Source organism: Mycobacterium sp. SM3041 (assembly GCF_039668335.1).
Classification (GTDB): domain Bacteria; phylum Actinomycetota; class Actinomycetes; order Mycobacteriales; family Mycobacteriaceae; genus Mycobacterium.
Genome location: NZ_JAYXBQ010000042.1, coordinates 46,692 through 71,756, shown reverse-complemented (window position 1 = coordinate 71,756; position 25,065 = coordinate 46,692). Strand labels below are relative to the sequence as shown.

27 protein-coding genes are annotated in these 25,065 nt (G+C 66.4%); 10 read left to right on the top strand and 17 right to left on the bottom strand.

Annotation, left to right across the window (positions count from 1 at the left end; translation table 11 throughout):
• Positions 1-38 precede the first annotated feature (38 nt).
• Entirely contained in the window at positions 39-791 is a 753-nt protein-coding gene (locus VXD91_RS11615; RefSeq protein ID WP_346415473.1) for a BglII/BstYI family type II restriction endonuclease, read from the bottom strand.
• Positions 792-844: 53 nt separating this feature from the next.
• Between VXD91_RS11615 and VXD91_RS11610 the strand changes: the two genes are divergently transcribed.
• From VXD91_RS11610 to VXD91_RS11600, 3 genes are all read left to right on the top strand, one after another.
• Positions 845-1,417, top strand: a complete 573-nt coding sequence (locus VXD91_RS11610) for a hypothetical protein (protein WP_346415472.1) — start codon at positions 845-847, stop codon at positions 1,415-1,417.
• Between the two features lie 228 nt (positions 1,418-1,645).
• Entirely contained in the window at positions 1,646-2,488 is an 843-nt protein-coding gene (locus VXD91_RS11605) for an oxidoreductase (protein ID WP_346415471.1), read from the top strand.
• On the top strand, positions 2,478-3,089 hold the full coding sequence (locus tag VXD91_RS11600) for a TetR/AcrR family transcriptional regulator (RefSeq protein WP_346415470.1): 612 nt from the start codon (positions 2,478-2,480) through the stop codon (positions 3,087-3,089). The genes VXD91_RS11605 and VXD91_RS11600 overlap by 11 nt, the downstream gene beginning before the upstream one ends.
• 9 nt (positions 3,090-3,098) lie before the next feature.
• Here the strand turns inward: VXD91_RS11600 and VXD91_RS11595 are convergent, their stop codons facing one another.
• Positions 3,099-3,542: an SRPBCC domain-containing protein gene (locus VXD91_RS11595; protein ID WP_318984709.1), complete on the bottom strand. Its 444-nt coding sequence runs from the start codon at positions 3,540-3,542 to the stop codon at positions 3,099-3,101.
• Positions 3,539-3,871, bottom strand: coding sequence for a metalloregulator ArsR/SmtB family transcription factor (locus VXD91_RS11590; RefSeq protein ID WP_212808055.1), 333 nt, complete (start codon positions 3,869-3,871; stop codon positions 3,539-3,541). The genes VXD91_RS11595 and VXD91_RS11590 overlap by 4 nt, the downstream gene beginning before the upstream one ends.
• An 86-nt stretch (positions 3,872-3,957) precedes the next feature.
• On the opposite strand from VXD91_RS11590, the gene VXD91_RS11585 reads away from it, so the two are divergent.
• Entirely contained in the window at positions 3,958-4,716 is a 759-nt protein-coding gene (locus VXD91_RS11585; RefSeq protein WP_318984708.1) for a DUF899 domain-containing protein, read from the top strand.
• A complete protein-coding gene (locus VXD91_RS11580; RefSeq protein WP_346415469.1) occupies positions 4,706-5,362 on the top strand; it encodes a maleylpyruvate isomerase N-terminal domain-containing protein in 657 nt (218 codons plus the stop codon). The genes VXD91_RS11585 and VXD91_RS11580 overlap by 11 nt, the downstream gene beginning before the upstream one ends.
• Here VXD91_RS11580 and VXD91_RS11575 read toward each other — a convergent pair whose 3' ends face one another.
• From VXD91_RS11575 to VXD91_RS11560, 4 genes are all read right to left on the bottom strand, one after another.
• Positions 5,363-6,052 carry a TetR/AcrR family transcriptional regulator gene (locus VXD91_RS11575; RefSeq protein WP_346415468.1) on the bottom strand — a complete coding sequence of 230 codons (690 nt, stop codon included), beginning with the start codon at positions 6,050-6,052 and terminating at the stop codon, positions 5,363-5,365. It abuts the gene before it with no gap.
• On the bottom strand, positions 6,045-7,136 hold the full coding sequence (locus VXD91_RS11570; protein ID WP_318984705.1) for a TIGR03857 family LLM class F420-dependent oxidoreductase: 1,092 nt from the start codon (positions 7,134-7,136) through the stop codon (positions 6,045-6,047). The genes VXD91_RS11575 and VXD91_RS11570 overlap by 8 nt, the downstream gene beginning before the upstream one ends.
• Before the next feature lie 67 nt (positions 7,137-7,203).
• On the bottom strand, positions 7,204-7,467 hold the full coding sequence (locus tag VXD91_RS11565) for a hypothetical protein (protein WP_318984704.1): 264 nt from the start codon (positions 7,465-7,467) through the stop codon (positions 7,204-7,206).
• Positions 7,468-7,535: 68 nt separating this feature from the next.
• Positions 7,536-8,093: a sugar O-acetyltransferase gene (locus tag VXD91_RS11560; protein ID WP_346415467.1), complete on the bottom strand. Its 558-nt coding sequence runs from the start codon at positions 8,091-8,093 to the stop codon at positions 7,536-7,538.
• A gap of 62 nt (positions 8,094-8,155) precedes the next feature.
• On the opposite strand from VXD91_RS11560, the gene VXD91_RS11555 reads away from it, so the two are divergent.
• Both VXD91_RS11555 and VXD91_RS11550 read left to right on the top strand, forming a co-directional pair.
• The gene (locus tag VXD91_RS11555) at positions 8,156-8,404 is read left to right on the top strand and encodes a hypothetical protein (protein ID WP_073696691.1); all 249 of its coding nucleotides are present in this window, start codon (positions 8,156-8,158) and stop codon (positions 8,402-8,404) included.
• Positions 8,405-8,448: 44 nt separating this feature from the next.
• On the top strand, positions 8,449-8,898 hold the full coding sequence (locus VXD91_RS11550) for a cupin domain-containing protein (protein WP_346415465.1): 450 nt from the start codon (positions 8,449-8,451) through the stop codon (positions 8,896-8,898).
• Between the two features lie 2 nt (positions 8,899-8,900).
• Here VXD91_RS11550 and VXD91_RS11545 read toward each other — a convergent pair whose 3' ends face one another.
• Both VXD91_RS11545 and VXD91_RS11540 read right to left on the bottom strand, forming a co-directional pair.
• Positions 8,901-9,446, bottom strand: coding sequence for a pyridoxamine 5'-phosphate oxidase family protein (locus VXD91_RS11545; RefSeq protein WP_318984701.1), 546 nt, complete (start codon positions 9,444-9,446; stop codon positions 8,901-8,903).
• A 76-nt stretch (positions 9,447-9,522) separates the two neighbouring features.
• Complete coding sequence (locus VXD91_RS11540) at positions 9,523-10,143, bottom strand: TetR/AcrR family transcriptional regulator (protein WP_346415464.1); 621 nt, start codon at positions 10,141-10,143, stop codon at positions 9,523-9,525.
• 111 nt (positions 10,144-10,254) lie between these two features.
• On the opposite strand from VXD91_RS11540, the gene VXD91_RS11535 reads away from it, so the two are divergent.
• Positions 10,255-11,427: an SRPBCC family protein gene (locus VXD91_RS11535; RefSeq protein WP_346415463.1), complete on the top strand. Its 1,173-nt coding sequence runs from the start codon at positions 10,255-10,257 to the stop codon at positions 11,425-11,427.
• A gap of 73 nt (positions 11,428-11,500) precedes the next feature.
• Positions 11,501-13,234: an acyl-CoA dehydrogenase family protein gene (locus tag VXD91_RS11530; protein WP_346415462.1), complete on the top strand. Its 1,734-nt coding sequence runs from the start codon at positions 11,501-11,503 to the stop codon at positions 13,232-13,234.
• A gap of 172 nt (positions 13,235-13,406) precedes the next feature.
• Here VXD91_RS11530 and VXD91_RS11525 read toward each other — a convergent pair whose 3' ends face one another.
• From VXD91_RS11525 to VXD91_RS11515, 3 genes are all read right to left on the bottom strand, one after another.
• Positions 13,407-13,919, bottom strand: a complete 513-nt coding sequence (locus tag VXD91_RS11525) for a hypothetical protein (RefSeq protein ID WP_212808069.1) — start codon at positions 13,917-13,919, stop codon at positions 13,407-13,409.
• A gap of 25 nt (positions 13,920-13,944) precedes the next feature.
• Positions 13,945-14,658, bottom strand: a complete 714-nt coding sequence (locus tag VXD91_RS11520; RefSeq protein ID WP_212808070.1) for a hypothetical protein — start codon at positions 14,656-14,658, stop codon at positions 13,945-13,947.
• Between the two features lie 178 nt (positions 14,659-14,836).
• A complete protein-coding gene (locus VXD91_RS11515) occupies positions 14,837-16,300 on the bottom strand; it encodes a bifunctional phosphatase PAP2/diacylglycerol kinase family protein (protein WP_212808072.1) in 1,464 nt (487 codons plus the stop codon).
• 302 nt (positions 16,301-16,602) lie between these two features.
• On the opposite strand from VXD91_RS11515, the gene VXD91_RS11510 reads away from it, so the two are divergent.
• Positions 16,603-17,232, top strand: coding sequence for a hypothetical protein (locus VXD91_RS11510; protein WP_346415461.1), 630 nt, complete (start codon positions 16,603-16,605; stop codon positions 17,230-17,232).
• A gap of 15 nt (positions 17,233-17,247) precedes the next feature.
• On the opposite strand, the gene VXD91_RS11505 is transcribed toward VXD91_RS11510, so the two are convergent.
• The 5 genes from VXD91_RS11505 to VXD91_RS11485 form a co-directional block, all read right to left on the bottom strand.
• Complete coding sequence (locus VXD91_RS11505) at positions 17,248-17,571, bottom strand: hypothetical protein (RefSeq protein WP_346415460.1); 324 nt, start codon at positions 17,569-17,571, stop codon at positions 17,248-17,250.
• A gap of 473 nt (positions 17,572-18,044) precedes the next feature.
• On the bottom strand, positions 18,045-18,311 hold the full coding sequence (locus VXD91_RS11500; RefSeq protein WP_346415459.1) for a hypothetical protein: 267 nt from the start codon (positions 18,309-18,311) through the stop codon (positions 18,045-18,047).
• 51 nt (positions 18,312-18,362) lie between these two features.
• Positions 18,363-19,544 carry a site-specific integrase gene (locus VXD91_RS11495; RefSeq protein WP_346415458.1) on the bottom strand — a complete coding sequence of 394 codons (1,182 nt, stop codon included), beginning with the start codon at positions 19,542-19,544 and terminating at the stop codon, positions 18,363-18,365.
• 2 nt (positions 19,545-19,546) lie between these two features.
• Positions 19,547-20,203, bottom strand: coding sequence for a class I SAM-dependent methyltransferase (locus VXD91_RS11490; RefSeq protein WP_346415457.1), 657 nt, complete (start codon positions 20,201-20,203; stop codon positions 19,547-19,549).
• Positions 20,200-25,062 carry a phage tail tape measure protein gene (locus VXD91_RS11485; RefSeq protein ID WP_346415456.1) on the bottom strand — a complete coding sequence of 1,621 codons (4,863 nt, stop codon included), beginning with the start codon at positions 25,060-25,062 and terminating at the stop codon, positions 20,200-20,202. The genes VXD91_RS11490 and VXD91_RS11485 overlap by 4 nt, the downstream gene beginning before the upstream one ends.
• Positions 25,063-25,065: the final 3 nt, after the last annotated feature.

Sequence of the window (25,065 nt, the reverse complement as noted above, 5' to 3'; positions counted from 1 at the left end):
CCCCTACAGCCGAGAGAGTATCGACCGGGGCCGACAGGTCAGGCGTCCCACAGGCCCGCGAGTCCGGAGATGTCGGCTTTCGTGTCCGGGTCCTCCGGATCCGGCGTGTACTCGGCCCAAGTCCGGGCGCAGATCGCGACGGCCAGCAGCGGGCAGCCGCCGCTGTCGCCGCGCTGCATGCGGGGCCGCAGCTTCTCGGTGTTGGTGGTGGTCGTGGTGGCCAGGATGCGGCGGGCGCGCTCGTCGTCCATGCCGGCCTCGATGCCCAGGCGGTAGCCGAGCGTGCGCAGGTCGGTCTGCGTGCGGGTGATGATGACGGCGACGTCGATCAGCGCCGCGTCATACAACGCCCGGTACGCGCTCAGGTCGCGATCGAGGTTGCCGTCCTTGGCATTCCACTCCACATCGAGAGCCAGCCGGTCGACGAAGTTGTCGACCTTGTAACCCTCGTTGAACACCTCGGTGTCCTCCAGCGTGGGGTGCATCTCGCCCGCCGGCTTGTGCGGCATCTTGCGCAGTTCCAAGCGGATTCGGGTGTCCACGCGCGCTTCGCGCCAGCCCTTGTTGCGGAAGGCGGTGTTGAGGCGGGCGGCGAGTTCGGTCTCCTGGCCGCCGGGCTGGACGAGATCGTCGGTACGGAGCCGGAATTCGTGCAGCGCGGTGAGGAGCTCGTCGAACCGCTGCGGGTTGGTGGCGGCGAGGATCGCGGCGGCATTGCGGGTTTCGATGAACTCGTACCGGTCGCGGATGTGCGGCGGCAGCACGCGGGTGTACGAGTCCGTCAGATCCACGGGGCGACGGTAGCAGTGGACACTATGTGCAGGTTCCGTGACATTGTCATCGGATGGATCAGCGTGACGAGGTAGAACTCGCCGAGCTTGCCGTACTGCTTCAGCAACGGAACGCGCTTGATGCGCGACTGGGAGCGCTGCTCGGCCGGCCGGCACTTGTGGGACACATCGGTGAGTGGATTGCAGCCCGTATCTTCGACATTGAACTGGAGCACGGTGCAAATGTCGCGGGTTACGACGGCCGCTTCACAACCGGTCTGCTGGCGGGTCGCACAGTCAATGTCAAGGCGTACGGAAAGCTCGAGGGCTTACTCGACATCAATTTGAATGCGCCTGTCGATTGCTACTTGGTATTTGCAGGTCCGAAGGCCGCTGCTGGTTCGTCGCGCGGTGGCCTCCGTCCGTTCTGCATCGACTCGGTGCACCTGTTTGACGCCGAACGCCTGCATGTCGCGCTTCGTGAGCGCGGGGTCAAGATCGGCGTGGCAACGAGTGTGCGTGCCGCCTTATGGGAAGCGGCGGAGGTCTACCCGCGCGCCAACAGTCTCGACTTGGTTGTCGACGAGGCTCAGCGCAGGCAAATTGCGATGTTCGCGAGTGACTGGCCGGGGCCTGCCCTGGCGTAGCGAGCTGAGCTCCCGGCGTCGAACGTGTCGGTTGTTGGGGCGGCTCGCCGCGAGGAATTACGACAGGCGCCACGTTCGCCGTACGACCAGGTGGATGGTTGCCGGTCTGAGTCCCTGAGCTCGTCGGTTTGTCGCTCGGAATAACCCGCGGAAGTCCGCCGTTGTATCGTGCGTCCATCAAAACTAAACTGATCGTACAGTTCAGTTGAACCTCGGAGAGGTCACATCATGAGCGTTTGGTTCATCACCGGAGCGTCCCGCGGATTCGGCCTGGAGATCGCCCGCGAAGCGCTGTCGCGCGGGCACGACGTCGTCGCCACGGCCCGTGATGCCGCGGCCGTCACCGCGGCGCTGCCCGACGCCGGCGATCATCTGCTGGCTGTCCCACTGGATGTCACCGACGAGGCGCAGGCGCGTGCCGCCGCACAGGCCGCGGTCGAGCGGTTCGGCCGCATCGATGTGTTGATCAACAACGCCGGCCGCGGGCTGCTGGGTGCGGTCGAGGAAGCCAGCGACGCCGAGGTGCGCGCGGTGTACGAGACCAACGTTTTCGGGTTGCTCACCGTGACCCGTGCGGTGACGCCGGTGCTGCGGGCACAGCGCTCCGGCACGATCGTCAACATCTCGTCGGTCGGCGGCTTCGTCAGCTCGCCCGGCTGGGGCGTCTACGCCTCGACCAAGTTCGCCGTCGAGGCGCTGTCGGAAGCGCTGCATGCCGAACTGAAACCCCTTGGCGTGCATGCCATGGTCGTCGAGCCCGGCTACTTCCGCACCGATTTCCTGGACTCGTCGAGCCTGCATACGCAGCAGCAGGTCATCGACGACTACGCCGACGGCCCCGCCGGCCAGATGCGCATCACCGCCGGCGAGCGCAACCACGACCAGCCCGGCGATCCGGTGAAGGCCGCGAACGCGATCATCGACGTCGTCGAGTCGGAGCAGCCGCCGGTGCGGCTGCAGCTGGGTCGCGACACCATTGCCGCCGTGGAGGCCAAAATCGCCCACGTGCAGGCTGAACTGGCGCAGTGGCGCGCCGTCGCCGAGTCCACCGACCACGACGATGTCGCCTGAAACCCGTTCTGGGGCGGACGAAGTCACCTTCGCCCGCCCCACCGGTGCGCGCAGCGACCGTATCCATCAGGCCATCCTCGACGCGACATCGGAGCTGCTCGACGAGGGCGGCTTCCCGGCCGCGACGGTCGATGCCATCGCCGCCCGGTCCGGTGCCAGCAAGGCCACCATCTACAAGCACTGGCCGTCGCGGACCGCGGTGGCCGCCGAGGCATTCGGCGCCATGATGGCGCAGGCCCTGCCGTTGCCCGATACCGGCAGCGCGGCAGGCGATCTCACCGAACAGGTCGTGCGCGTGTCGGCGTTCTATGCCAGCGCGCGCGGCGAGGTGTTCGCCCAACTGCTCGCGGCATGCGTCGACGATCCCGCCGGCGCGACGTATTTCCGGGAGTACTTCCTCAGCGGCCGGCGAGCGGCCATCACCACGCTGTGGCAGCGGGCCGCGGATCGTGGCGAGGTCGATGCGACAGTGGACATCAACGATGTCATCGACATCCTGTTCGGGCCCTTGATCTTTCGTCGCATGACCGGGCACTACACGCTGACCGAGGAACACGCCCGGCGGCTGGCTGCGACGGCGTTGCGGGGACTTCTGACCTAGCCGTCCCGGTCAGCGCTTACGCAGCACGACCTCCAACTGCTCGGCGGTGCGCGCCCAGCCGTTGTGGAAGTTGCCGTACTCGTGCGAGGGCAGCAGAGAGTGTTCGATCTTCATCAGCGTCTCGCCCTCGCCGTGGGGTTCGAAGGTGACGTTGACGACGCTGGCCATCGTCGGGTCGGGCCAGTTCGAATTGCTCCACGTGAAACGCAGCAGTCGCGGGCGGTCGATCTCCAGGAAGTGGCCGATGATCAGGACGATGGTGCCCGTGGCGTCGTGGTCGACGTCGAACCGCAGCTTGCCGCCGACATGGGGTTCGACGGTGATGGCGACGCACCGGGACGGGCGTGGGCACATCCAGTCCATCAGCGACTCGACATCGAGCCACTCGCCGAACACCACGTCGGGGACTGCCGGCATGACGCGCTGCACGCGCACGGTGACGGGTTCTGTCATTGACCGTTTCCTTTGCGTCGCAAGCGGTCTGCGAGGGCATCCGCCCGCACCGACCAGAAGTTGGATTGTTCGTTGATCCACTGCTGCGCCATGGTCAGCCCCTCGGGGCGCAGGGACACCCAGCGTTCGCGGCCGCGGACATCGCGTTGTACCAGGCCCGCCGATTCCAGCACGCCGATATGCCGGGAGACGCCGGCGAACGTCATCGGCAGCGGGGCGGCCAGGTCGGTGATGCGCGCATCGCCTTGCCGCAGCGTCTCCAATAGCCGGCGGCGCGTCGGATCTGCCAGGGCGGCGTAGGCCCGGTCTAGCAGCTGATCTTCAACCATCTTGTTGACTATAGCGGCGGATCGTGCTCTCCTGGAACGGTGACGTTCAACAAGTTTGTTTAATGATTCTGTGGAGGAGAGACGCCGTGCAGAAACCCGACATCGTGTCCGCGGCCGAATGGGACGCCGCGCTGGAGAAGATGCTCGTCGCCGAGAAGGAATGGACCCGCCAGCGGGACCAGTTGGCGGCGATGCGCCGCCGCATGCCGTGGACGCCGGTCACCAAGGACTACACCTTCGTCGGTCCGGACGGCGAGCTCAGCCTGGCCGACTTGTTCAGTGGGCGAAGGCAACTCGTGATCTACCGGGCGTTCTTCGAGGAGGGCGTACAGGGCTGGCCCGAGCACGCCTGCCGGGGTTGTTCGATGATCGCCGACAACGTCGGCCATGTGGCCCACCTGAACGCGCGCGACACGACGCTGGCGTTCGCCTCACGCGCGCCGCAGCCCGACATCGCGCGGATGACGGCCCGGATGGGCTGGAAGATGCCCTGGTACACAATCACCGACGACTTCGACGTCGACTTCGGCGTACACGAGTGGCACGGCACCAACGCCTTCATCCGCGACGGTGACGCCATCTACCGCACCTACTTCATCAACAACCGCGGCGACGAGGCGCTCGGCACCTCGTGGAGCTATCTCGACATGACGGCGCTCGGCCGGCAGGAGACCTGGGAGGACTCGCCGCCCGGATACCCGCAGGACCCACCCTACGAATGGTGGGACTGGCATGACACCTACGGCGAGCATCAGCCCTCGCGATGGTTCGGCGACCCCGATCCCAGCAAGCCCGACGATCCCCGCCCGCCCCGCACGGAAGGGTGCGCCTCCTGTGAGCGATGAAGCCCATCTCGCGGATCTCTACCAGCAGACCATGGACCGCATCGTCGAGTTGGTCAGTGCGCCAGATGTTTCCGTCGATACTGCGGTCGCTGCCTGTCCCGGCTGGTCGGTGCGGGATGTGCTGGCACACATGGCCGGCGTCGCGCAGGACTGGGCCGCGGGGCGCCGGGTCGCCCCACCCAACGATGCCCAGACGGCAGCGCAAGTGGCTCGGTTCGATGGCTGCGGCCGCGACGACATCCTGCGGGCCTGGGGCGATGCGGCCGCCGAGCTGCCGCGGCTCGCACGGGAGGGCATCGCGCCGCCGCTCGGCGACATCGTCGTCCACGAACATGACATCCGGGATGCGATCGGCCGACCGGGCGCGCGTGATTCCGCTGCCCTGCAGCAGGTTTCGGATCAGCTCCTGCGTATGCTGGTCACGCCGGTGCCGATGCGTGTGTTCGTCGAGGATGGTGAGTACCGGTGCGGTCCGGACGCGGAACCTGCGGTCGATCTGAAGACGACGCGATTCGAAGCGGTGCGCTGGCGCACCGGGCGGCGCAGCCGTCGTCAGATGGCGGCCATGGCGTGGTCCGGGGACGCGGCGCCGGTGCTCGATCACCTGTACCTGTTCGGACCCGCGACCGCCGATCTCGTTGAGTGACTACAGCCGCGGCGGGGCCAACAACGCGACGACGGCATCGGTCAAAGCCGCGCGGGCGACGTCGAGATCCGACGTGAACCCGATCTGCCGTTCGTTGCTGAGACCGCGGATCGCGGCGGGAAGCAGGCACCGCACCCGGTGCAACTGGTGCGGGTCGACGTCGAGCCCTTCCATCAGATAATCGAAACCCTGAATCCAGTCGAGCTCACGGGCCGCGAAAGCCGCTGCGGTGCGCGGATATTCGGCGGCGATGTCGGACCGTCGTGCCGGCAGTGACGTGCGCAGCGCGGTGAGGGCGCGGCCCTCGGTGGTGTCCAGGTAGCGCCACACGGATTCGATGGCGCCCTCCACCCGTTCGCGCAGGGTGCCGCTGCGCGGCGTCTCCGGGCCCGAGGCCCAACTGCGGGAGTGGATTTCGGTGATGACCGCCACCCAGAGCCCGTCCAGGTCGGCGAACTGGTGTTGCACCGTGCCCCAGGTGACGCCCGCATCCTTGGCGATGCGGTTCGCCGACACCGGCTCGCCACCGCTGTCGGCCAGACAGCGGATGGCGACGTCGAGCAGGCGGGCCCGGGTTTCCAGGCCGCGCTTGTTCAGCTTGGTGCCGGCGCCCGACTCGGTGACGACGGCCTGCCACTGCTCCCGGGCGAGGGCCGCCTGCGGGGAGTCGCGGGCCGGACGGTCAGGCAAATCGGCCCGGATTCGCCGCGACGGCCCGGTGCAGCGTCGGCCGGTTGGCCCGGTAGGCCTCGACGACGGGCGCCAGTTCGTGCGGACTGGCCCCGTGCATGATCACCGAATGCACGCCCAGATCATACTGGCGGGCAATGGTTTTCGCGCAATCCTGCGGCGAGCCCTTGGCGACGGCGTCCAGCCACTCGGTGGGGATCAGCTCGGCGATCCGCTGCAGCGTCTCGAACGACGCGCTGGCATCGATCGGTCCGGCGGTCGCCGCATCCGTGAACAGGTCGGACTGCCGGATGCGATCCCACGTCGCCCGGTCCCAGCCGTTGGCCGAGACCAGGACATCTGGGTACGCCTGCAGGTACGTCGCGAGCCGTCCGACGCCACGCCGGATCTGGTCGTCCTCGGACAACGCATCGGGGACCGTCGCCAGGCAGGCCCAGATGCGGACACTGTCCGGATCCCGGCCGGCCTTCTCCGCGCCGCGGCGTACCGCGGCGACAGACTTCTCCGTCGCCTCGTCGGAGAAGAACGTATGCAGCACAACGAAATCCGCAATCTCGCCGGCCAGCTCCATGGTCTTCGGGCCGACCGCCACCAGGCCGATCGGCGGCCCGTCTTCCAGGCCGTTCACGTGGCGCAGCATGGGCCACTTCCCGGCCGGTCCGTCGTGATCGAGGATCATCTCGCCGGCCCACAGGCGGCGCAGGATGCCGAAGAAATCGCGCAGCCGCGCCTCGGTCACGACCGGCAGACCGATCGCCTGCCAGTAGGGCCCCATCCCGCGGCCGAACGCCATCGCGAACCGGCCCTCGGTCAGGGCGTGCATCGTCGACCCGATGGTCGCGGTGACCGTGGGATGCCGGGTGTGGTGATTGGTCGACGGCGCGATGCCCAGCGTCGTGCTGGCGCCTGCCACCGCGCCGCTGAGAACGCCCGCGTCCTTCACGGTGAAGCGCTCACCGATGTGGCAGGAGCCCAACCCGAGCGCCTCGGCATCCCGGGCCTCGGGCAGCACCACGCGGGTGTCCGCGGGATGCCGGGTGACGGCGTAGTAGCCGAGCTCGTTGAGCTGGTCCTGCGTGCTCATGGTGCGCCTTTCATCGGAGACGCTTAGCACTGTTAACCATCTAGTGGGTAATTGTCAATGAGGGTTCTCAATAACTTGGAGCGTCTGCCGATGTACCCGCCGCGTCGATGCTCGGGAACCGGGCATGCAATCGGTCGATCAGGAACCTGGCCTCGTCGAGGTCGCGCCGCAGCTCTCGGGCGCGCCGGCGCATCGATCGCGCCCGCTCTGACCAGGCCGTCGCATCGGGCAGGGACTCGACCCGGGCCAGCCTGGATGCGAGGTCCCAGGCATGCCTACGCAGCTCGGCGCGCAATGCCCGAGCTTGTGCCACATCGGCATCTTCAGTCACGCCGCCATATTTACATGACGGTCAATTGGCCGCATGGCCAATTGGTTAGATTGACTTCGAATCGTGGTCTACAGCTGGCGCACCACCCGAGCCGGTGAGCCAACGGCGAGCACACGCGGCGGCAGGTCGCGGGTGACGACTGAACCGGCACCAACGACGGTGTCGGCGCCGATCGTGACGCCGGGGCACACGATGACGCCGCCGCCGAGCCACACGTTGTCACCGATCGTGATGGGCTCGGCCGCTTCCCACTTGTCTCTCCGGGGCCCCGGCTCGAGCGGGTGAGTGGCCGTCAACAGCTGCACGTTGGGTCCGATCTGGACATCGTCGCCGATGCTGATCCGCGCGACATCGAGCAGGATGAGCCCCCAGTTCGCGAAAGTGCGTGCACCGATGGTCGTTTGGTAGCCGTAGTCGCACTGCAGCGGCGGCCGGATCTCGCTGCCGTCCCCGAAAGCGCCGAGGAGTTCTCGGAGTAGACGGTTGCGTTCGTCGAGGTCGGTGGGATCGAGCGCGTTGATCCGGTGGGTGAGCCGCTGTGCGTGTTTGGACTCGCGGATCAATTCGGGATCATCGGCGAGGTACAGGTCACCAGCGAGCATGCGGTCGCGCATCGAACGAGCCATGACACCACGTTAGGTGCGCCCGGCCGGGTGAACCTTTTTGACGGCTGATTCGTTCAATTGATATGAGCATCATCGACTTCCGCCGCCGGCGCCCCGCCGCGCCGACCTTCGTGGTGGTCGACCGTCTGCACGGCCGGCGTGCCGAAGAGGTGCCCGGGGAACAGATCGCCGCCACCGTGTCGTCGTGGCTGGCCGAATTGGGTGTGGACAGCCCGCTCATCGATGCACTGGAATCGGCCGCCCAGAATCAGGACTGGCCGACCGTCTACGCCCTCGGGGAGCGGCTGTCGGTCGACGTCATGGTCGCGTAGCCGAAACCCACACGCGGTCGTCCGACGTCGCGCACAGTGGGTGCATGACAAAGTTGCGCGTTGGGATTGCCTGTGCCGCACTCGGCTTGGCCGTGTTGTCGGCACCCGTCGTAGCGGCGACGCCGCCGGAGGGTGACGTCGTGCGGACCGACCTGGCGCGCGGCGACACCACGGCTCCGGTGGACATCGATACCGGTGGCGCGCCGTCGACCCTCATCGTTCAGGGACTGAAGCTGGCGCCGGGCGCCAGCAGCGGCTGGCACACGCATCCCGGCACCGAGTATTCGGTGATCAACACCGGCGGTGTCGTGCTGCAGACCGCGGGCGATTGCGCTGGGACCGAGTTCGGCAGTGGCCAAGCGGTTTTCATTCCCGCTGGGGTACCGCACCGGGTTGCCAACGAGAACACCGGTGCCGCCGACGTCGTCGTCACCTATACGGTGCCCGTCGATGTCCCGCTGCGGGTCGATGCCCCCGACGCCTGCGCCGGCTGAGCTCAGCCCAGCGCCAGCTTCGTCGGCGCGCCGTCCATGCTCGACAGGTTCTTCTGCTGCCAGTAGTCGGCGACACCCTCCGGCCCCTTCTTCTCGGCCCAGGTGTCGAGCAGGACGCGCTCGGACTCGACCGACATGAGCGGCACGCCGAAACCGCATGAGGTCTGGACGATGTCCACGCTCAGGTCATAGATCTGACGGGCACTGATGTGCGGCGGGAACTGGCTGTAGAGCTCATCCCAGTCCGCGTCGCCGGGCGCGACCTCACGGGCGGTGCCATACAGCCGCAGGATCATCGGCTCGCGCTCGAACGAGCAGAACATCAACGTCATTCGCGGGTTGTCGAGCAGGTGCGCCGAGGTCTCGTTGCCGCTGCCGGTCAGGTTCAGCCAGGCCACCCGATGTGGCCCGAGGACGCGAAGCGAGTCCAAGCCCTTTGGCGAAAGGTTGACCCGGCCGTCGCGCGCTGCGGTCGCCACGAAGTAGATGCTCTGCGCGGCGATGAACGTGCGGAACCGGTCGTTGATCTCCGGGAACTGCTTGGCCATGTGGGCATGCTTGCACGCGGGAGAGGCCGGGGGCGAGCGAGTTTCAGATGCCGGGATGGGTCGCCCGGCCGCGCGGCTACGGAGCTGTGTGGGCGGCTGTGTCGTGATGCAGCTGGACGGCGGGCGCGACCCAACGGCGGAGGAACGCGCGTAGCTCCTTGCCGTGTCGGTCAGGGCCGCCGGGATCCAGGATGAACGACTGCAGTGTGCGCAGCATGAACTCGACGAGCTCATCGAGTTGCCGGCCACTGAAACCGGCTGCAGGCCAATCGACTTGGAAACGTTCGAGGATGGAGCGGCCGAAGGAAATCGCCGTCTCGGAGGTGACGCCCGCGGCGAACGCACTCGCCCTGCCGGGATGCATGACCAAGCTCAGGTAGCGGTCGTTGGGGAGCTGTTCCAAGGTGTAGGCAATGCCTTCGATCACGGCGTCGGTGGGGTCGGTGATCGACTGCAGGTCGTCGGCCAAGCGGTCCAGAAAGCCTTCGACAGCCGACAGCGCGGTGCCCGCCATCAGCGCGTCGAGCGTCGGAAAATAGCGGTACACGGTCTGCCGGGTGATACCGAGTTCAGTGGCCACATCGGACACGCTCACCGAACCACGCGCGTCGATCGACGAGCGGGCCGCGCTGACAATGCGGCGAACCGCCTCCTCGTCGTCGACGGGAATGTCACCAGACCAGCCGTGTCTGCGCATCACCGCATACTTCCATCCCGCCGCTCATCGCTGAACGTCACCGACTCTTGACCATACATAGTGCCACTGATGTATGGTCCGAATGTTGCCGAACGTGAAATGAGGTCAGCGATGACGGCGATCGCCGAAGGACCGGTCAGCAATCAGGACGAGGCACTGACCAGGCGCGCCTTGCGTCATGCGGTCGACAAGACGACGGACATGGCTGACCGCGAACTCCGGGTGCCGTTGCACTACTACCGAGATCCGAAGATCACGGAAATCGAGGAGTCGCAGGTGCTGCGCCGGGTGCCGCTGGCGATCGTGCCGTCGGCCCAGATTCCCAACGTCAACGACTATGTCGTGCGCTCGGTGTTGGGCGACTCGCTACTGGTGACCCGCGACCGTGACGGCGTCAGTCACGTCTTACTCAACTACTGTCGGCATCGCGGTGCGAAGCCGGCCTGCGGCTCCGGTAACGCCGCCCGGTTCACGTGCCCGTACCACGCGTGGAGCTACAAGAACACCGGCGAACTGTTCACCGTTCCCGGCAGGGCGGGGTTCGATTCGATGGACAAGGCCGATTACGGACTGGTTGAGCTGCCGAGCCAGGAGCGACATGGCTTCATCTGGGCCGTACTGACTGCCGGCGCCGACATCGACGTCGATGGCCATCTCGGGCCCATCGGGCCGGAACTCGAGCTGATGAACTATGCCGCATACGGCTACCACACGGAGAAGGAGTTCCAGTCCCAAGTGTCGTGGAAGGGCGCCCTGGAAGCGTTCGCCGAGGGGTATCACTTCCCATTTGTCCACGGCGAGAGCGTGATTGGGCAGAACACCCTGCCCAACACCGGGGTTTACGACGAGTACGGCAAGCACCATCGCATCGGCTTTCCCTTCACCTGGGTTGCCAACCTTGCCGAGGACCCGTCGGGGTCGTGGGACCCGCATCAGAACATGGGCGTCATCTACTGGATCTATCCCAACCTGATCCTGGCGAACAGCCCGGTCGGCGTCGAGATCATCGACATCCTGCCGGCCGGCGAACCGACCCGGTGCACGGTCCGGCACAGCTGGATGGGACGTGTGCCGGCCACCAATGATGAGATGCGCGCGGTGTACGACCAGGTGTATGACAACGTCCACGCCGCGGTCGTCGACGAGGACTTCGCCATGCTGCCCCAGTGCGGGGAAGGCGTCAGGCACGGCCAGCACGACCACATGATCATCGGCCGCAACGAGATTGGCGTGCAGCACATGATCAGGGTGTTCGCCGAGGAGCTCGGCGTGGCCCTCGGATAAGTACGCGCAATCCGCGGTCCCACGAGCGTCCGGGCGCTAGATTCGTGCCAAACCCGGACCGAAGAAGGTACCCATGCCGAACTCTCGCGGCCTGTTGCTCAACCCGAACGATTTCGACCCCCAGCAATTCGATCCCGAGACGCGGCGTCAGTTGCGAGCGCTGATCGATTGGTTCGAGGATCGCGGCAAGGTGCGGTTGCTGCAGGACGATCTGGACGCCACCTGGGTCGCCGACTTTCTCGAATTCATCAAGCGGGAGCGCGTTTTCGCGACGTTCCTGACGCCGTCGGAATTCGCGGACGGTGATCCGAACAAGCGCTGGGACACCTCCCGCAACGCCGTGCTCAGCGAGATCCTCGGGTTCTACGGGCTCGCGTACTGGTACGCCGAGCAGGTCACCATCCTCGGCCTCGGCCCGATCTGGCAGAGCGACAACATCAAAGCCAAGGAGCGGGCCGCCGCCCAACTCGAGGCGGGCGGGGTCATGGCGTTCGCGCTGTCCGAACGCGAGCACGGCGCCGACATCTACAACACCGACATGCTGCTGACGCCGACGTCCGACGAGGGCGTCGTGTTCCGGGCGTCGGGGGAGAAGTACTACATCGGCAACGGCAACGTCGCGGGCATGGTGTCGGTCTTCTCGCGCCGCACCGACGTCGACGGGCCCGACGGCTACGTGTGGTTCGTCGCGGACAGCGGCCACCAGAACTACCAACTGATCGACAACGTCGTGCACGGCCAGATGTTCGTCAGCACGTTCCGGCTCAACGACTATCCGGTGCACGAGGAGGACATCCTCTGCACCGGGCCGGAGGCGTTCTCGGCGGCGCTCAACACCGTCAACGTCGGCAAGTTCAACCTGTGCAGCGGCTCGATCGGCATGTGCGAGCACGCTTTCTACGAGGCGATCACGCACGCCAACAACCGGATCCTCTACGGCAACCCGGTGACCGACTTCCCGCATGTGCGTGCGTCATTCGTCGACGTCTATGCCCGGTTGATCGCGATGAAGCTGTTCAGCGACCGCGCCATCGACTACTTCCGCAGCGCCGGCCTCGACGACCGTCGCTACCTCCTGTTCAACCCCGTCACCAAATCCAAGGTCACCTCCGAGGGTGAGCGCGTCATCACCCTGCTGTGGGATGTGCTGGCCGCCAAGGGATTCGAGAAGAACACCTACTTCAACGAGGTCAACCGCCTCATCGGTGCGCTGCCCCGGCTCGAGGGCACGGTGCACGTCAACGTCGCGCAGATCCTGAAGTTCATGCCGAACTACATGTTCAACCCGGCGAGCTACCCGGAGATCGGCACCCGCGACGACGCGGCCGATGACGTGTTCTTCTGGGCGCAGGGGCCCGCGCGCGGTGCCTCCAAGGTGCAGTTCGCGGACTGGGCGCCGGTGTACGAGCGGAACCTCGCGGTGCCGAACGTGGCCCGCTTCTACGAGCAGGTGCAGGCCTTCAAGGACCTGCTGCTGACCGCGGCGCCCGACGCCGACCAGCAGCGCGACCTCGACTTCGTTCTGGTCGTCGGGCATCTGTTCACGCTCGTCGTCTACGGGCAGTTGATCCTGGAACAGGCCGAACTGACCGGTCTCGACCACGACCTGCTGGATCAGATCTTCGACTTCCAGATCCGTGACTTCTCGTCGTATGCCGTTGCGCTGCACGGCAAGCCGAGTTCAACGGTGGCGCAACAGGAGTGGGCCTTGGCGGCGATCCGCAAACCGATTGCCGATGTGGGTCGTTTCGACCGGGTCTGGGAACAGGTGGCGGCGTACGACGGTGCGTACGAGATGCGGCCCTAGGGGCCTCTCAGGGGCGGAACTGGTCGGCCAGCCGCCGGACGCAAATGCCTTGCGCGCGTTGGCTTGACAACGGAGTCGGTGTCCGTAATTGCTGGTCGACCCATTGTTGGACTGTGCATTCGGACTTGACTGGTGCTCGGGAGACCCACAAGCCCGATGGAGGCTGACTCCGCTAGAAGAGCGTTGGCGGCCCGCTACTCCTGTGGGGATTGCGATCACCAGGCTGCTGACGTCCGTCGCGGATCTTTCCGATTGCCGCGTCAATGTTGATGTAGCGGAGTGACGTGCGGGTCGCGCCCAGTATCATCGGCCCTTGTCGCTGATGGATCTCCTCAATCTTGCGCCAATGGGGCATGAGAATCTCCAACTGTTCCCATGGAGCGACCGCCTCCTTGCCTGACAACGTGACCAGCCTCAGTCCGTACTCCTTGACGAGCTGCAGCAAACTCAGATGCGTTTGAATATCGGCATCCCGTGTGATTGCGACCCAACCACGTTCGGCGACCGCAGGGATCCATTCGCGATCTTTAGCGCGCTGAGGAATTTCGCACGGCGGACGTGCGTGTCGTTTGATCGTCCGCCCTGGGTCGGCAGGATAAGTGCAGTCCGCGCGGAGTCGGCAGACGACGTGCGCCAGCCCGAGGATATCTGCGTCGAAATAGAAGCGGACTTCAGCATTCTTCACGGGCAAATGGCTCTTTGTTAGTCGCCTATGCCGACTTGACTTCAAGCTCGTACGCGACGGCAAGTTCCACATCGCGAATATCTAGATTGAACTCCTCAGCGATCTCGTCATAGCCGTAACCGTCGTCGGAGTACTCCTTGATGATCGATGTGCTGATGCCATTTACGGACGGACGACCAAACCGCGAATCGGGGTCAATGACCACAGGAGAATCCGTGCCCGCGGGCCGCCATAAGACGGCTTCATCGCTTTCGAAGGTCACTCGATCAAGAAAGCTCTGAGCGGCCGGAGTCCGTAGGAGGAGCTGACCATCGGTCGGCGCGTAGAGCCAGTACTCCGGGGGGAGCTCGCTTTCCTGTTGAGCCTCCACCAAAAGGCGCCCGTTCAGAGCCCACGGACGCTCGGACGCTAGAGGGTAGGGGTGACCCGTTTTCTCACGTAGGACGGCGATGAAACGACGGACCTCGTCGAGGTCAACGTTTCGCTGGCGGTACTGACTGAGTAGTCCAGCCTCAACAAACTCTGCCCATGTCACCGTCCGCCGCTTCGTTGGTTCGGGGCGGATCACGGGCTGATATATGTGACCGTCTCGGGTGGTCTTGCCTTCCAACCAGTAGTGCAATGTCCCCTGTGCGACCCGCAGTAGGCGAGCAGCTTCGGCCTCCGAATACATCTCTCGGTCTAATACCGATAGTGGGGGAGCCATGCCGAGATTGTGGCAGACATCGGTATCTGCCACCCCAAGACCGTTGAAGCTGTCTCTATTCTGCACTTCTATCGATACCTCACCCCGAACCTGCTGTTGGAGGCGCTGCGGCTACGTCTTCGATCATACATTCGAATGCGATGGGTGTGTGGAACCAGTTGGTTGGCTTTGCATGGCGCAACCGTCCATGAGTTGCCGTGCGCGCCAATGGTCAGTGCAGAGGACGAAACACCGGCAGCGCCCGGTACCGCACGGTGAAGCTGGCCTCGCTCAGCGCTTCTCCCACCTCGCCGTCGTAGGCGACGGTGGTGGGTCCGTCGACCGCGACGAACCGGAACTCCGGCACCTGCAGTTCGTGATACAGCGGACTGCGTTCCAGCCGGCCCAACAGAACCGCCGTCGCGATGCGCAGCCGGCTGAACCGGCGCCCGGTTTCCAGGATTCGGACGTCGATCAGGCCGTCATCGAGGCGCGGCCGCACCGACGGGGCGAAGCCGGACGGGAAGTACGTCGAGTTGCCCAGGAAGAACAGTTCGGTCTCAAGTGTCTTGTCGTCGTAGCTGATTCGTACCGGGGCTTCCTTGCGCAGCGTCAGGTACAACGCGTACATGCCGGCCAGGCGTTTGCCCATCCGCCGTTCGAGCTTCTCGCGCGTGCGCACGTAGTTCGGGTAGGCGCCGATGCTGGCGGTGTTGATCACCATGCGTTTCTCGTTGAGGCACACCAGATCCACGTAGGCCGCGGAGCCTTCGGCGATGGCCTCCACGGTGCGGGCCACCGAATCGCAACCGATGTCCTTGGCGAAGTGGTTGAACGTGCCGCCCGGGAACACCGCCAGCGGCACGCCGGCCTCGACGGCGATGCCCGCCGCGCATGCCACCGTCCCGTCGCCGCCACCGACCGCGAGCACCTCGGTGCGTGCGGCCGTCTCCCGCAACACTTTCTCGATGTCGTTGTCTTTTTGGAGCTCCACGATTTCCATGCGCGGTAAGGCTTTTCGGGCTTCATCGATGACCCGCTTGCCCGTCCCGTCGCCGGACGCCGGGTTGATCACCAGTGCCACGCCTTCGCCCTCCGGCCTGGGCTCGGTGCGGAACCGCAATGGCTCCGACGTCGGCAGGGTGGTGGCCGGAATGGTCGGGACGATGCGCGCGCCCAGGACCGCGATGGCGGCGCCGATGCCGAAGCCGGCGAACACGTCACCGGGATAGTGCGCGCCGGTGGCCACCCGCGACAGTCCGACCAGGCCGGCGAGCAGTGCCAGCGGCAGACCGGCCGGCGCGGATTCGAGGCCGACGCCCACCGCGAACGCCGCGGCGCTCGCGGAGTGCCCTGATGGCAGGGAATTGGAGGTGGGCACACGCTTGCTCCGCCGGACCAGCGGGATAAGGGTGCGGTCCGGGCGCGGCCGGACCCAGATTCGTTTGGCGAGCTGGTTGGTCACCAGGCTGGTCACCGCGAGGCTGACGACGCCGCGTGCGGCGCCACGTCGCACCGACTGGCTGCCGAACGCGCCCATACCGGCCGCGATGGCGAACCACAGCTTGGAATGGTCGGCGGCCCTGGTCAGGCGGGGCATAGTGGCGTCCAGGAGTGGGCTCGGCGACTCGGCTACTGCTTCGAAGACCTCACGGTCCAAGCTGCCCAGGCCCTTGCCGATCGCGCGCACATCCATGGGGCACAAAGTATCCGTTGTGACGGAGATTCAACCTTCGTGGAGCCGATGACGGGAATCGAACCCGCGTATTCAGCTTGGGGTCGCAGTGTCCGCTGGTGTCGTGCCGTGTCCGCTGATGTTTTGTGCCACAACCGATTACGCCATTTCGTGACACCAGCGGACACCACGCGACACCAGCGGACACTCTGGCGATTATGCGGGGAAAATACGGAGTGCCTGCTAACCCCTTGGGGCGGACCAGGCCGCTGGGTGCATCGACGGGCGCAGAGGTGTCGTACCCCAGCGGTAGCGTCCCGGTGATGCACGCACATATCGCACACCGGGGAGCCTGGCTCCCGTGGGAGTTCATGTACGACGACGATGCGGGGCACCGCCTCGCAACCTGGATCGACGACAACGTCGGGGACGACGAATACCGGAAACGCGAGATCTTCACGCCGCTCAAGAGCAACGAGACCAGCTCGCCCAAGGTGCTGGCCACGATGGCCCGCAACGCGCCAAACGTCGCTAGCCGCAGTCCTGGGCAGCGCCGGCACGGCCTTGTGGTCGCTGCGTGGCCCCGTGAGCCTCAGCTTCAGGACTGCGTCAGCCGAGCCAAGGACCACACACTCATCGTGTTCCAGTGGGGCGATCACCTGTCCTTCGAAGGCTGGGCGACCGCGGTCCAGGCGTTCAACGCGGGCACCGGTGAACCCACCCCGCCTCTCGACGAGGAGCTGGACGAGGAATTCCGGTTTCTGCTGATGAGCTCCCGGGAGCTCTCCTCGGGCGCGCAGCGCGGCCGCGAGCGGCACATCCCCCAGGCCTCGATGGCCGTGTTCAAATCTGCTGGCCTGGACGAGGACTTCGTGGTGACGTACTGCATCGCCCTGGGCTATCTCGGGGACACGAAGAACATCCGGGATCACTACCGCGCCGCGAGGGGCTGAGCGGACGCTCCGGGATCAGTCCTCGCTGCTGTTGGTGCCGTCGAGCTTGTAGAACAGCATCTGCCGCCGCAGAACTCGATCGACGATCAGCGCCGCCTTGTAGTCACCGCGCAGCGCGGCCGGCATGTTGGCCCGCAGCAGCGCCTCGGTGCGCTCGATGAAGATGGCGCCAGCGGCCCCGATCAGCGTCCGATGGCGCGGCGATTCGCGGCGAACGATGTTCGACACCGACTGGGGAGACGCGAGCCCGACCCGGTCGGCGATCTGCCGCAGCGACAGGCCGGCGGCGAACAGCGCCAGCACCAGCTCGTCACGTTCCGCCCGGTCAGCCGCTTTCATCGGTGTCCATTTTCCTCGATCGGCCGACATTTGCGGACGACACGCCACATTTGAGTATCGCAGCAAATAGCCGACCATTATTTGATGATGGCGAGAGTTAGCTGGATGCCCGGCCCGTGTTCGAAACGTCCACTTTCACCTCGGGGGGAGAGGGCCCTTGCCGCGGCGAGGGGCCGGCTGGGGGTTCGAACGAAGTTTCGACCCCCCTCCCCCCTCGGGCCGGACGCCGGAGCCCCCGCACGGGGGCCGGTGGGGCCGGAGGGCCGCCAGCTCGCCGGGCTCGGCTCATGTGGACCATGGCCAGCCACGAGGCACTGAGGGGCAACCAGCGGGCAGTGTGGGCGTCGGCCTAGCCGCCGGTCCCACGCCGGGTGTTCGAATGCCGCAGGTCAGCGGGTGTTTGCCGGCTCGGTCACCTGGTCGGGCTCAGCTAACAGCCGGGTGGCGGGCACGCGGGCGGCGCGACCCAGGCGCTACTCGGACGGCTCGTCGTTGTCGGACGACGGTGCGTCGCGCAGGTGGGAGGGGTTGATCGTTACGGGTCCGATCACCTCGTCCGGACGGACCGGGTTGGCGGTGTAGTCGGCGGCCAGCTCGGCATAGTCCGCGTCGGTGAGGCGTTCGCCCGGGAGACCGGGGCCGAACTCGATCGAGCGCACCTCGTCGGCGGTTGGCGGGTTGGCGGCGTAGTCGGCAGCCGCTGCCTCATAGTCGGCCTCGGTGCGGCGGCGCTTGTCCATAAGTGCCGATGGTAGGTGCCGTCGGCAAGGTGAGTCAGGTCGATATTGCTGTCAGCTATCGACTCGCGCGAAGCTCTGCGCGGCGGCGGCCAAAGCCTGGGGCTGGGAGTGGACATAGGTCTGCATCGTGAAGGCCTTGGACGCATGCCCCAGCCACGCTGCGATGACGGCGATGGGTACGCCCTTCAGGTGCATTGAGGTCCCGCAGGTGTGCCTGGCGTCGTGCAGCCGGACGTGCCGGACGCCGGCCGCCTTGAGCAGCCGGGCCCACCGCGAGGTCAACGTGTGCGGGCTCAGAGCCTCCCCGGCTTCGTTGACGACGACGAACCCGGACGCCTGGTAGTCAGGGCCCAGCGCGAGCTGCTGGGCGGCCTGGAGCGCCTTGGCTGTCTTGAGCGCGGCCGCCAGGTGATCGGGCAGCGGAAGCTCGCGTCGGCTGGCGCGCGACTTCGGGGTGTCCTCGACGAGGTGCTTACCGAACCGCAGCCGTGTCTTGGCGACCGTGAGCGTGCCGCGGTGAAGGTCTACGTGCTCCCAGCGCAGTCCGGCGATCTCGCCGCGTCGCATGCCGCACAGCGCCAGCGTCCACGCGATCGCGTACTGGTCGCCTGTGAAGTACTTCTCGACGGTTTCGACCTCTTCTGGCGTGAGCGTGTCTGGCGGCTTCGGATCCGCGTCGGCGCGGTCGACCAGGGCGGCCACGTTGCGCACGACGTGGCCCTGCTTCTTCTCGCTCTCGAGGATCGAGTCGAGGAGTCCTAGCAGATAGTTGATCGACCGTGGCGACCAGGGTTTCCGCGTCTGGCCGGTGGGGGAGGACAGGCCCCCGGCCCTCAGTGCGGTCACGAGGTCGTCGAGGTGCCGCTTGGTGAGCTTCTGCACCAAGATGGCGCCGAGCTCCGCTCGCACAACCGTCAGCTTCTCCTCGTAACCGTTGACGGTCGATCGCTTCCGATCGGCGGCGACCTTGCCGGCGATGTAGTCGTCGCACGCATGGTTGATCGTCCGTTTGTTGGCGTGGACGTACATGCCTCTGACCACGTCGCCCCGAATCGAGTCCAGGGCGTCGCGGGCTTCGCGCTCGGTCTTGTATCGCTTGCGGAACCGCAGCCGCTTGGGGCCGTCCCATCCGACGTCGACGGTGAGCTGGTAGCGAACAACGGGCCGGCCGCCGGCCCGGGCGTCCAGTTCGATCCGTTTGATCTGCGGCGGCAGTTGGCGGCGCTCAGCCATCGTCACTCCTTCGCGGCGCAGGCGTGGATTTCGGTGACCGGGATGGTCATGCGGTCCTTCGGTAGCCGCCGTGGGCATTCGCTGCAGATCGGTTCCCAGCGTGTGGCGTCGAGCTGGTAGGTAGTGTCGCCGACGTACGTTACACGAAATCCTTTGTCCTGCAAGGCTTCTTGCGGGCGTAGATCTTCCAGCTCGTGGTTGTGCACCCCGTTGATGTGTCCGCCTCCGAAGGCGTACAGGAACAGCTTGCCGGTGGGCTTGAGGACGTGCCGTAGACCAGCGAGGTATCGGCGTCGGGCTGCCGGATCGAGGTTGTCGTAGCACTTGCTGTCCACGACGACGTCGAACTGAGCCTCGTCGTAGCCATCGAGAACGGTGGCGACGTCACCGATCTGGAAGTCGACAGTGACTCCTGCTCCACGGGCGTTGCGGCGAGCCGTCGCAATGGCCGGCATCGCTGCATCGATCCCGGTGACGGCACAACCCGCCCGGGCGTACTCAATGGCGTGCCAGCCTGTTCCGCAGCCAGGGTCGAGCACGCGGCCCTGGACAGCGCCGAGCGCGACGAGTCGCCGGATCATCGGTTGGGATCCACCGATGTCCCACGGCGCGCAGCCAGCGCGGTACAGGGCCTCTGCCATCTTCGCCGGGGTTGTCACTTCGGCAGTCCTGACTGGCGCGTGGCCATCCGGTCGGGCGGCGGCGCGTTGGTGGGTTGCTGCATCGTGACCGGCCCGTAGATCGCGACGCCCGTGTTGGTGGTGTTGTTGCTGTTGGAGTTGTTCGTCGTGTTGGTGTTGGTGGTGCCGCCGCCGTTGGTGGCGTTGGGCAGCCAGTCCGATGCCTGGGGCAGCACGGAGTCGAGCAAACCCATGCCGACGCTGCCGAGTCCGCCGTCACCGCCGGCACCAGCGGGCCCGGGCATGGCGCCGTTGCCGTAGTGCTGGGTGCGGTTGGGGTCGTCTCCCGGGCGCGGGCGCAGCATGCGCTGGTCGCCTTGGCCGTCCGGTCCACCGCCAAAGTTCTTCAGCAGTCCGCCAACGTAATTCGCGCCGCCGGTGAACAGCTTCCAGATGCCCCACTGGGTCGGGTCGGAGAACACCGAGCCGTCGAAGCCGAGCACCTCCATGGCCCCGGACAGCAGGTCCTTGCCGAACGACTTGCCGTCCGGGCCGCCGTCGCCGGCCCCGTCACCCCGGCCGGTGCCGCGGGATCCGCGCTTGGCGGACTTCTCGTTGACCTCTTCCTGCTTGGATGCCTGGTCGTCCAGGGCGTCCTGGTGCTCGCGCTCGGCCTTGTTCAGCCGCTCCTGCGCCGCTGCCTGAGCCGACGGCTTCGCCTTGGGGTTGGCGTTGACCTCGTCCAGGTGCTGCTTGGCGATCTCGACCGCCTTGGCGGTGTCGTCGACCTTCTGCGCGGCGTTGCGCAGCGCTCGCTGCTCAGCGCGGGTCGGGCCCCCGCCCGAGCCGCCGTAGCCGCCGCCTCCCCCACTGCCGTAACTCCCGCCGCCGAAGCCGCCACCGCCAGAACCGCCGGAACCCTCCGGGTACAGGGCTTCCTCGGGCAGGTACATGTGCTGGTCGAACTGTGGGTCCGATGCGCCCGCAGCGCCAGCGCCGAGGGTGAAAACGCCGTTCTTGCCGCCAGATTCGACGTTGCGGCCGTCGGGGAGTGTCGCGGCCATGTGGCCGTCGTTGTTGCCTGGTCCGTGGTCGTACCAGCCGACGCGGAGCGATCCAGCAGGTCCGTTGCCGGTCTTGAAGCCGCGCGCAGCCAGCCAAGTTGCAGCGTTCTTCGTGGTCATCAGACCGTCGCCGCCGTCGCCGAGACCAGCGTTGATGAGCTTCGCGATTGATCCGGAGCAGTCGTTGCGCAACGCCTGGCTGTAGGGGGTACCCACCATAGACTCGGCGGCGTCCTCGATAGCGAAGCCGCCGCCGTCGGCGTATCCCTTCAACCCGGACAGGTCGCGCAGCAAGGAGATCGGTGGGACGTAGCCGTTGTTCATCGCGTTGATCAGCGGCCAGTTCTTCGCCGTCGACGCCGCGGTGTTGACGGACTCCTTGTTGGACACCTTGACGAAGCCACCGCCCATCACCTGCGCGAGGATCGAATCGCTTGTGCCGCTGCCAGGCCCGCTGATTCGGCCGGACGGGTCGATCCGGCCGCCGGTCGCGCGGCCGCCGATCGTCTGGCCGGGCGTGACCGGTGCCTGTGGCATCGCGCCCGGGTTCTGGCCGGACTGCAGGCGCTGGACCCACGCTTTGAGCGCGGCGTCGTAGTTCTGCACCTGCAGCTCGATCGGCACCTGGACCGGCGTGCCCTCGACCTTCTTGACGTACGCCTTCCAGCGCTCCACCGCCGCGTCGTCGTTCGCGGTGACCACGATCTGGCCGTCCGGCAGGTGCTCGACGGTGTTGCCGATGTCGCGCATCTGCTGCATGAACGCAGCCTTTTTGTCGTCGGGGACGCTCACCACGACCTGCTTGTCGGACGGCACCGCGACGACCGCGGCGCCGAGGGCCTTGAACGCCTCCACGCCGCGTGCCGAGGCCTCCCATACGCCGTTGAGGGAGCGGTTTTCCTGCGCCCAGCCTTCTGCTGCACGGGTCGCAGTCAAAGCCTGCTGATTCATGGCCTGGTTCATCGTCGCGGCCGACTCGGCAGCATCGGGGAGCTTGTCCAGCAACTGGTCGAGGTCACGCAGCACCGGCTCATAGGTCCGCTCGACCTTCCCGCCGGGGTGCTCCCGTTCGAGCGCTGCCTGCTGGGCGTCGTTGTACGCCTTCAGTTTCTGGGTGACGATGTCCCAGTTGAAGCCCTCCTTGGACAGCGCCTTGGACAGCTCCTCGGTGCTGACACCGGCCGCCTGCGCAGTGTCGAGCATCTTCTGCACATCGCCGTTGCCCTTACCGGCAGCCGTGAGGTTGTCGGTCAGCGTCTTGTTCAGCAGCGCCCGCGCCGAGTCGCTGCCCGTCGCGGCACCGAGGACCGTCCCGGCCGGCAGCTTGAACGACTGCTCGCGATCCAGCGCCGATGGCGCGCCGTCCTTGCGCTCGCCGAGCGCGGTGTTGATGTCCTTGCGGGTCTTGTCCGTCAGGCGCCCGGCGGCCAGCGTGTCCTTCAGCGCGTTCTCCGCGGCCTGCTGTTCGCCGGCCTTCCGCGCCGCGTCGGCGTGTGCCGCAGCGAGTCCACCGACCAGCGCGGTAGCGCCCATGATCGCGATGCCCCACGGGCCGCCGAGTGCCGACATCAGTCCACCGGCAGCCATGGACAGGCCCGATCCGGCCGCCCGAGCGGCACCCATCACCGTGCTCATGCCCCTGATCGACGTCACCGCGTTCGACCCGGCCTGCTGAATCCTTTGCAGCGGACCAACATTCTGGACCAACTGGGTGCGCAGGAAGGTGTTGTTCTGCGCGAACGTCTTGGCCTGCTGCGCCCCCTCCAGGTAGGCCGCGCGCATGCGGCCCACCGGGCCGAGAGTGCCCTCGGTGGCGCGCGTCAGCAGTCCTTGCTGCGTGACCAGGCCAGTCGTCCTGTCCTTGACGTCGTTGAGCGGAGTGCGCAGCTCCGACCACACTCCCTTGGCCCGCGTGACGGTGCTGTTGACCGAATTAAGCACGGGGGGAATCAGTTTCGTCTTTGCGATGAACATCGCGATTGCCGCCATGAGGCCGGTCGACAGCCATTGGTTGCTGCCGAACAGGTCAGCGATGATGCGAAGCGGCGGCTCGACGGCCTTGATCGCCATGCCGAGCGCCTGCCAGCCAACGACCGCGACGCCACCAGCACCGGTAGCGAGCGCCTTGATCGCCTTGCCGAGGGTGGGCGCGAGATCTTTTGCGGCACCGGAGATATCGCGCCAGACGTCAGCGACGACGGCCAATCCGCCTGTGGCCGTTCCCTTCTTGAGGCTGACGAAGCTATCGCCGATGCCCTGGATCACCGTCAGCAGCTTGTCGCCGCCGGACTGCAACGCAGGCTTGAGCAGGTCGTAGAAGGCCAGCTTGGCGCCGTCGGTAGCGTTGGAGATCTTCTCCATGACGCCGGGGACGCCCTGCATGTTGGCGGCGGCCATCGCCGCCGCATTTCCTTCCTTGGTGACTGCCGCCGTCATCTTGTCGAGTGTCTGGATGCCCTGCTGACCGGCGATCATCGCGCCGCGGATCGCGTCGGTGCCGAACACCGTTGCGACGTTCTCCTGGAAATCGTCGGGGCGCATACGGCTCGACGCCTCGCCGATCTGCCGGAACAGCTCGCGCATCCCGACGAACTCGCCCTTGGTATTCCGGATGTTCAAGCCCAGCGCGTCCATGGCCTTGCCGGCCTGATCCGACGGCGCCGCCAGGTGGGTGAGCATCGTCTTCAGTGACGTGCCGGCGTCCGATCCCTTGATGCCCGCGTTCGCGAAAAGGCCGAGCACTGAGACAGTTTCGTCCATGGAGATGCCGAAGCCGTGCGCCACCGTTGCGGCCTGCTGCAGGCCCAGCATGAAGTCAGGTACCTCGCCGGCTGCCGCGTTGGCCACACCTGCGAGGGCGTCCGCGACGTGGTTCGCGTCCTCGGCCTTGAGTTGGTAGGCGTTGATGATGTTGCCCTGCGCCTCGGCGGCGGTGGCGGCGTCGATCGACGCGGCGGCGGCGAGCCGCAGGGTGCCGGGGGCCGCGCCCATCGCCTGATTCATGTTCAGGCCGGACTTTGCGAGCTCGAGCATCGCCGCTGCGGCGTCCGCTGCGGAGGCGCCGACAATGGTGGTGTCGGCGCCGAGTTGCTGAGCCTTCTCCGACGCCTTGGCCATCATCTGGGCACTCGCCCCAGTGACGCCTTGCAGCCGGTTCAAGTTCGACTCCATGTCGACGCCGGCCTTGACCGACTGCTTGATGGTCGAGAAGAGACCCGCGCCACCGACCAACGCCATCGCCGGGCCGATCACCTTCTTGAATCCGGCGGCGAACCGGGTGGCCGACTCGGTACCGGCCTGTTCGGCCTGCTGCCCGGCGGCCGAAAAATTGAATCCGAGAGGCGTTCTCGCGCCAGACCGGCTCGCGGCAGCCTGCGCGGCGTTCGCCTCACGTTGCGCCGAGGCCTGGGCCTTCTGCGCCTGCGTGAGCCCCTTGGTCGCCCGAGTCAGGCCGTCAGCGGTCAGCTCCTGCGTGCGCTGCGCACGCGCCACCGACTCCGCGGCGGTGGCCCGCTGCAGCTCCGTCGCCTTCGCATTACTCGTGACCTGCTGGTAGCGCTTCTGTGCGAGCTCGAGGCGGCCGAGAGCGTCGGCGTCGGCCTTGCGTGCCTTCTGCACAGCGACCGTCTGGCGCTCGACCTGCCGCAGCGACTCAACGACTTTCGCGCCGTTCGTGTCGATTGATTTCGCCATGTGGGCGCCCATGACGGCCGTCTGCCGGTTGAACCGGGTGGCGGCTTCCTTGCCGATCTTCTCCACGCCCGCGGCGATCCGAGACGCCTCCGGCATGAGCGGCACCCAAACCTGGGCCAGCTCAACGGCATTGCTGCTCATATC